We start from the raw sequence: 6,472 nt of genomic DNA, 5'->3' as shown, positions 1-6,472 counted from the left end.
GGAGGCTCACCGGCACGCCCTAAGGTGCGCGAAGCGCCTGGAGCGTAAATCAACATCCAAGTTTGGTAAAAGTGGTTACAAAATGGATGAAGTTTTCTGTCGAATAAAGCCGAATAGTTTTCTTTGATGTGATATAATTATTTTTTGACAAAGAGATAATAAGATTTTTAATAGATGGGAGAGGGTACGATGAGCGAACATGCCTTAGGCAAAAAAGAGCGATTCCAACTCTTGCTCCAGCAGCTGAAATTGATCGAGGATGCTGTAGTAGTGCATTTCAACAATGCCCAAATTGACCGATTATTGGTTGAAAAAAAAGCAAGGAAGTGGCATTTTCAATTTTTATTCGAGAAAATCCTTCCATATAATGTATATGTTTTATTCGCTTCCCAACTTGAAAGAACCTTTGCAAATATTGCCTCCATCTCACATGAAATTCGCGTAATTGATCAAACCATATCTGCAGAATTAATACGAGACTATTGGAGTTACGGCATTCAGCAAATAGAGGGCATTGCTCCGCCATTAATAAAGCTATTAAATGAGCAGATTCCTGAAGTGAATGGAAATAAGATAACTATTTCTGTCCGTAATGATACAGAAGGACAAGCATTAAAACGAAAATACGGTGGAATCATCGCTGATATTTTTCAAACCTATGGTTTTCCAAATTTGTCGATTGAGACAGAAATTAAAAGCGAAGAAAAAAATGAAGAATATCAGCAGTTCCTGCTAGCTAAGCAAAAAGAAGACCAGGAACGCGGACTTCAGGCAATGGTGGAATTGCAGAAGAAAGAAGCGGAAAAGGAACAAGCGGGCGGAGAAGTACCGGAAGGACCGCTTTCGATTGGGCTTACGATCAAGGATGATAGCGACCTTCGAAGCATGATTGAAATCGTTGATGAAGAAAGAAGAGTTACGGTTGAAGGCTATATTTTTAATGCTGAAATTCGAGAATTAAGAAGCGGGCGTTCATTGTTAACCTTTAAAGTTACTGACTATACCAGCTCGATCATGGTAAAAATGTTCTCGCGTGACAAAGAAGATGCAGCACTGTTCCAGTTGGTGAAAAAAGGAATGTGGGTTAGGGTACGCGGAAGCATTCAAAATGACACCTTTGTCCGTGACCTCGTCATGATTGGAAACGATATTAATGAAATTAAACCTGAGGGGCGAAAGGATACAGCACCTGAAGGGGAAAAACGTGTAGAGCTGCACCTGCATACACCTATGAGTCAAATGGACGCTGTTACACCTGTTAGTACGCTGATTGCCCAGGCAAAAAAATGGGGCCATAAGGCTATTGCTGTTACAGATCATGCCGTTGCTCAATCCTTCCCGGAGGCATTCGGCGCCGGAAAGAAAAATGATATCAAAATTTTATACGGTGTAGAAGCGAACTTAGTGGATGATGGTGTACCTATTGCCTATAATGATGCCCACCGACTGTTGGCTGAAGATACGTTTGTAGTCTTTGACGTTGAAACAACCGGACTTTCGGCTGTATATGATACCATTATCGAACTTGCGGCTGTAAAAGTGAAGGATGGGGATATCATTGATCGCTTTGAGTCGTTTGCTAATCCGCATCACCGGCTTTCAGCAACGACAATCAACTTAACTGGAATTACCGATGATATGGTGCAAAATGCTCCTGAGGTCGAAGAAGTTTTGCGGAAATTCCATGATTGGGTTGGAGATTCAGTCCTTGTAGCACATAATGCTTCTTTCGATATGGGTTTTTTGAATGTAGGCTATAAACAGATTGGCTTGGAAAAAGCAAAAAATCCAGTTATTGATACACTAGAGCTTGGTCGTTTTCTTTATCCAGAATTAAAAAACCATCGTTTAAATACATTAGCAAAGAAATTTGATATTGAATTAACACAGCACCACCGTGCAATATATGACGCGGAAGCAACTGGATATTTGTTATTAAAAATGTTAAAGGATGCTCTTGAAAAAGGCATTGAGTATCATGATGAATTTAACGATAATATGGGAAAAGGAAATGCCTATCAGCGGGCTCGTCCCTATCACTGCACCTTATTAGCACAAAACGAATTAGGGTTAAAGAACTTATTTAAACTCATTTCGATTTCTCATCTCGAATATTTTTATAGAGTTCCACGTATTCCAAGGTCTGTTCTTCAAAAATATCGAGAAGGTATTATTGTTGGATCTGCCTGTAATAAAGGCGAAGTGTTTGAAGGGATGATGCAGAAGTCTCCGGAAGAAGTAGAGGCCTTTGCAGGATTTTACGACTATCTTGAAGTTATGCCAAAGGAAGTTAACGCACCATTGATTGAAATGGAATTGGTCCGAGATGAAAAGGCCATGGAAGATATTATTTCAAAAATTGTCGCGCTGGGTGATAAATTAGGGATTCCAGTTGTTGCAACCGGGAATGTCCATTATTTAAATGAAAATGATAAAATTTATCGAAAGATATTAGTTAATTCACAGGGCGGAGCGAATCCTCTTAATCGCCATCAATTGCCGGACGTTCATTTTCGAACAACCAATGAAATGCTCGATGCATTCTCGTTCCTAGGCAAAGAAAAAGCAAAAGAAATTGTCGTTACAAACACCAATAAAATTGCTGATATGATCGAAGTTATAAAGCCAATTAAAGATGATTTATATACACCGAAAATTGAAGGTGCCGATGAGGAAATGCGTGAAATGAGTTACGCCATGGCACGAAGAATTTACGGTGAACAGCTTCCGGAGATTGTAGAGGCCAGACTTGAAAAAGAGTTAAAAAGTATCATTGGCCATGGCTTTGCCGTTATTTATTTGATTTCACACAAACTAGTGAAAAAATCTTTAGATGATGGCTATCTGGTAGGTTCAAGGGGATCGGTGGGTTCTTCCTTTGTTGCAACCATGACGGAAATAACCGAAGTAAATCCATTGCCGCCGCATTATGTCTGCCCATCCTGTAAGCATTCGGAGTTCTTTAATGATGGATCTGTCGGATCTGGTTTTGATTTGCCTGATAAAGATTGTCCAAATTGCGGTGATAAATATCGTAAGGATGGACACGATATCCCATTCGAAACCTTCCTTGGGTTTAAAGGGGACAAGGTTCCCGATATCGATTTGAACTTCTCGGGAGAATATCAGCCGCGTGCCCATAACTATACAAAAGTCTTGTTCGGTGAAGAATATGTTTACCGTGCAGGCACAATTGGCACGGTTGCGGATAAAACGGCATTTGGATATGTAAAAGCCTATCAGCAAGACAATAATCTGCAAATCCGCGGAGCGGAAGTAGAACGGCTCGCTTCAGGCTGTACAGGAGTAAAGAGAACAACGGGTCAGCATCCCGGCGGTATTATTGTTATTCCTGATTATATGGATGTTTATGATTTTACACCGATTCAATTTCCTGCTGATGATAAAAACTCTGAATGGAAAACAACCCATTTTGATTTCCATTCCATCCATGATAATGTTTTAAAGCTTGATATCCTTGGTCACGACGATCCGACGGTCATCAGGATGCTTCAGGACTTAAGCGGAATGGATCCGAAAACGATTCCGACTGATGACCCTGAAGTCATGAAAATCTTTAGCGGTACGGAATCATTAGGGGTAACAGAGGATCAAATCATGTGTAAAACAGGAACACTTGGCATCCCTGAATTCGGAACGCGTTTTGTTCGTCAGATGCTTGAGGATACAAAACCAACGACGTTTTCAGAATTGGTCCAAATCTCAGGTCTATCGCACGGAACGGATGTATGGCTGGGAAATGCCCAGGAGTTAATCCATAATAAGATCTGTAATTTAAGTGAAGTAATCGGCTGTCGTGACGATATCATGGTTTATCTCATTTACCAGGGGCTGGACCCATCCTTTGCCTTTAAAATTATGGAATCAGTTCGTAAAGGAAAAGGCTTAAGCGAGGAAATGGAAGCAGAAATGCGGAAGAATGAAGTGCCGGAGTGGTACATTGATTCTTGTAAGAAAATAAAATACATGTTCCCGAAAGCCCATGCTGCAGCCTATGTATTAATGGCTGTAAGGATTGCTTATTTTAAAGTTCATCTTCCGCTGCTTTATTATGCGGCTTATTTTACAGTCCGGGCTGAGGATTTTGATATCGAAGCGATGTCACGCGGTTCAGAAGCCATTAAGGCAAAAATTGAAGAAATCAATGCAAAGGGTCTAGAGGCTTCTAACAAGGAGAAAAACTTATTGACCGTAATGGAACTGGCGCTTGAAATGACTGAAAGAGGCTTTTCCTTCCAAAATTACGATTTATACAAATCTGATGCATCAGAATTTATTATTGAAGGAAATACACTAATTCCACCGTTTAATTCGATTCCTGGACTTGGAACGAATGCGGCCTTTAATATTGTGAAGGCAAGAGGAGACGGAGAGTTTTTATCAAAAGAAGACCTACAGCAACGCGGCAAAGTATCAAAAACAATACTGGAGTATTTAGATAAACAAGGCTGTCTGAAATCTCTTCCAGAACAAAACCAGTTATCCTTGTTTTAACTTAGTATAACGTCTAGCTACAGCGCCTAGGGGCTCGAGTCATAAGCCAATCACTTCGGAAGGCAAAAAGCGCCTTCTGTCAGTGCTTGTCTTATGATTGTCGCCCCTGTACAAGGCGCTTCCGCTTTTGGATTTGGTTTGCATATCAATCATGGTTATGTTATAGTTTTATTGGAAATACTAAGAAATACTCTCGTGTGCAAGAGTGGGAATCCTCCCACTCTTTCGTCTTTGTTATAAAGGTTTTTACAGAGTAACTTGATAAAACTTTCCGTGAACTACATAAAATATGGGTGAAATAATTGGAAAGGGAGGTTAGTCATGAGCAAAGTAACGGAAGTGGTTGAAGAACTGGCTGCACCAATATTTCAAGAACTTGGTTTAGAATTAGTCGAAATCGAGTATGTCAAAGAAGGAAAAAGTTGGTTTCTTCGCGTATATATCGATAAAGAGACTGGTGTAGATATAGAGGATTGCGGAATAGTTAGCGAAAAATTAAGTGAAAAACTAGATGAAGTAGACCCAATCCCACACAACTATTTTCTTGAAGTGTCGTCTCCAGGGGCGGAACGTCCATTAAAAAAAGCGAAGGATTTCGAAAAAGCGATTGGCAAAAATGTCTTTATCAAAACCTATGAGCCAATGGATGGAGAAAAAAGCTTCGAGGGTCAGCTTTTAGAATTTGACGGTCAAGCCATCAAAATCGAAGTGAAAATCAAAACAAGAAAGAAAACTATTGAAATTCCCTATGAAAAAGTTGCAAGTGCCAGACTGGCTGTTATTTTTTCATAAGAATAAATTGAAGAGGATTAGGGGGATACAAGCAGATGAGCAGCGAATTATTAGATGCTCTTATGATACTGGAAAGAGAAAAAGGTATTTCCAGAGATATATTAATTGATGCCATTGAAGCAGCACTGATTTCGGCTTATCGCCGCAATTTCAATCAAGCTCAGAACGTAAGAATTGATTTGAACTTACAAAATGGCTCAATGCGTGTGTTTGCAAGAAAAGAAGTGGTTGACGAGGTATTCGACCCGCGTCTGGAAATTTCAATCGAAGATGCAAGACGGATTAATCCGAATTATCAGGTTGAAGACGTCGTGGAAATGGAAGTTACACCAAAGGATTTTGGCAGAATTGCCGCTCAAACAGCAAAGCAAGTGGTCACTCAGCGTGTAAGAGAAGCTGAACGCGGAATTATTTATTCAGAATTTATCGACCGTGAAGAAGATATTATGACGGGGATTGTTCAACGGCTTGATTCCAAATTTATTTATGTAAGCCTTGGGAAAATTGAAGCCTTGCTGCCGTTAAATGAACAAATGCCGAATGAAAGATATAAGCCGCATGATCGGATTAAAGTATTTATTACAAAGGTAGAAAAAACGACAAAAGGTCCACAAATTTTTGTATCTAGGACCCACCCAGGATTACTCAAACGCTTATTTGAAATTGAAGTACCTGAAATTTATGACGGAACTGTTGAAATCAAATCGGTTGCACGCGAAGCCGGGGATCGTTCAAAAATATCTGTCCATTCCGAAAACAATGAGGTCGATCCAGTAGGATCTTGTGTTGGTCCGAAGGGAACCAGGGTACAAGCGGTTGTAAATGAATTAAAAGGTGAAAAAATTGATATCGTAAAATGGTCTGATGATCCAGTAGTCTTTGTTGCCAATTCACTAAGCCCATCTAAAGTTTTAGATGTAATGGTAAATGAAAATGAGAAAGCAACCACGGTCGTTGTTCCTGACTATCAGCTTTCACTGGCAATCGGGAAACGCGGACAAAATGCCCGCTTGGCAGCCAAGCTGACTGGCTGGAAAATTGATATCAAATCTGAAACCGAAGCTCGGGAAATTGGAATTTATCCAAGGGAAGAAACAATAAGACTTTTTGATGATCAGGTTGAGGATGATTTCAACTATGATGAAGAATTGGAATAAAGTAGAGG

At 40.0% G+C, this 6,472-nt stretch carries 3 protein-coding genes; all 3 read left to right on the top strand.

Annotated features, from left to right (window positions below):
- The first annotated feature begins 189 nt into the window (after positions 1–189).
- The 3 genes from ACIFOT_RS23660 (at position 190) to nusA (ending at position 6,464) form a co-directional block, all read left to right on the top strand.
- The gene (locus ACIFOT_RS23660) at positions 190–4,515 is read left to right on the top strand and encodes a PolC-type DNA polymerase III (RefSeq protein ID WP_430068683.1); all 4,326 of its coding nucleotides are present in this window, start codon (positions 190–192) and stop codon (positions 4,513–4,515) included.
- A gap of 321 nt (positions 4,516–4,836) precedes the next feature.
- Positions 4,837–5,307: a ribosome maturation factor RimP gene (rimP, locus tag ACIFOT_RS23655; RefSeq protein ID WP_430068681.1), complete on the top strand. Its 471-nt coding sequence runs from the start codon at positions 4,837–4,839 to the stop codon at positions 5,305–5,307.
- A gap of 35 nt (positions 5,308–5,342) precedes the next feature.
- Complete coding sequence (gene nusA / locus ACIFOT_RS23650) at positions 5,343–6,464, top strand: transcription termination factor NusA (RefSeq protein ID WP_430068679.1); 1,122 nt, start codon at positions 5,343–5,345, stop codon at positions 6,462–6,464.
- The last annotated feature ends 8 nt before the right edge of the window (positions 6,465–6,472 follow it).

Source organism: Neobacillus sp. NRS-1170 (assembly GCF_050468025.1).
The sequence above is the reverse complement of the archived record's forward strand: the minus strand, read 5'-3'. Positions and strand labels throughout refer to the sequence as shown.

Excerpts from the sequence above, each read along its gene's own strand:
- ACIFOT_RS23660 (WP_430068683.1), top strand. The coding sequence starts at position 190 with ATGAGCGAACATGCCTTAGGCAAAAAAGAGCGATTCCAACTCTTGCTC.
- rimP (WP_430068681.1), top strand. The coding sequence starts at position 4,837 with ATGAGCAAAGTAACGGAAGTGGTTGAAGAACTGGCTGCACCAATATTT.
- nusA (WP_430068679.1), top strand. The coding sequence starts at position 5,343 with ATGAGCAGCGAATTATTAGATGCTCTTATGATACTGGAAAGAGAAAAA.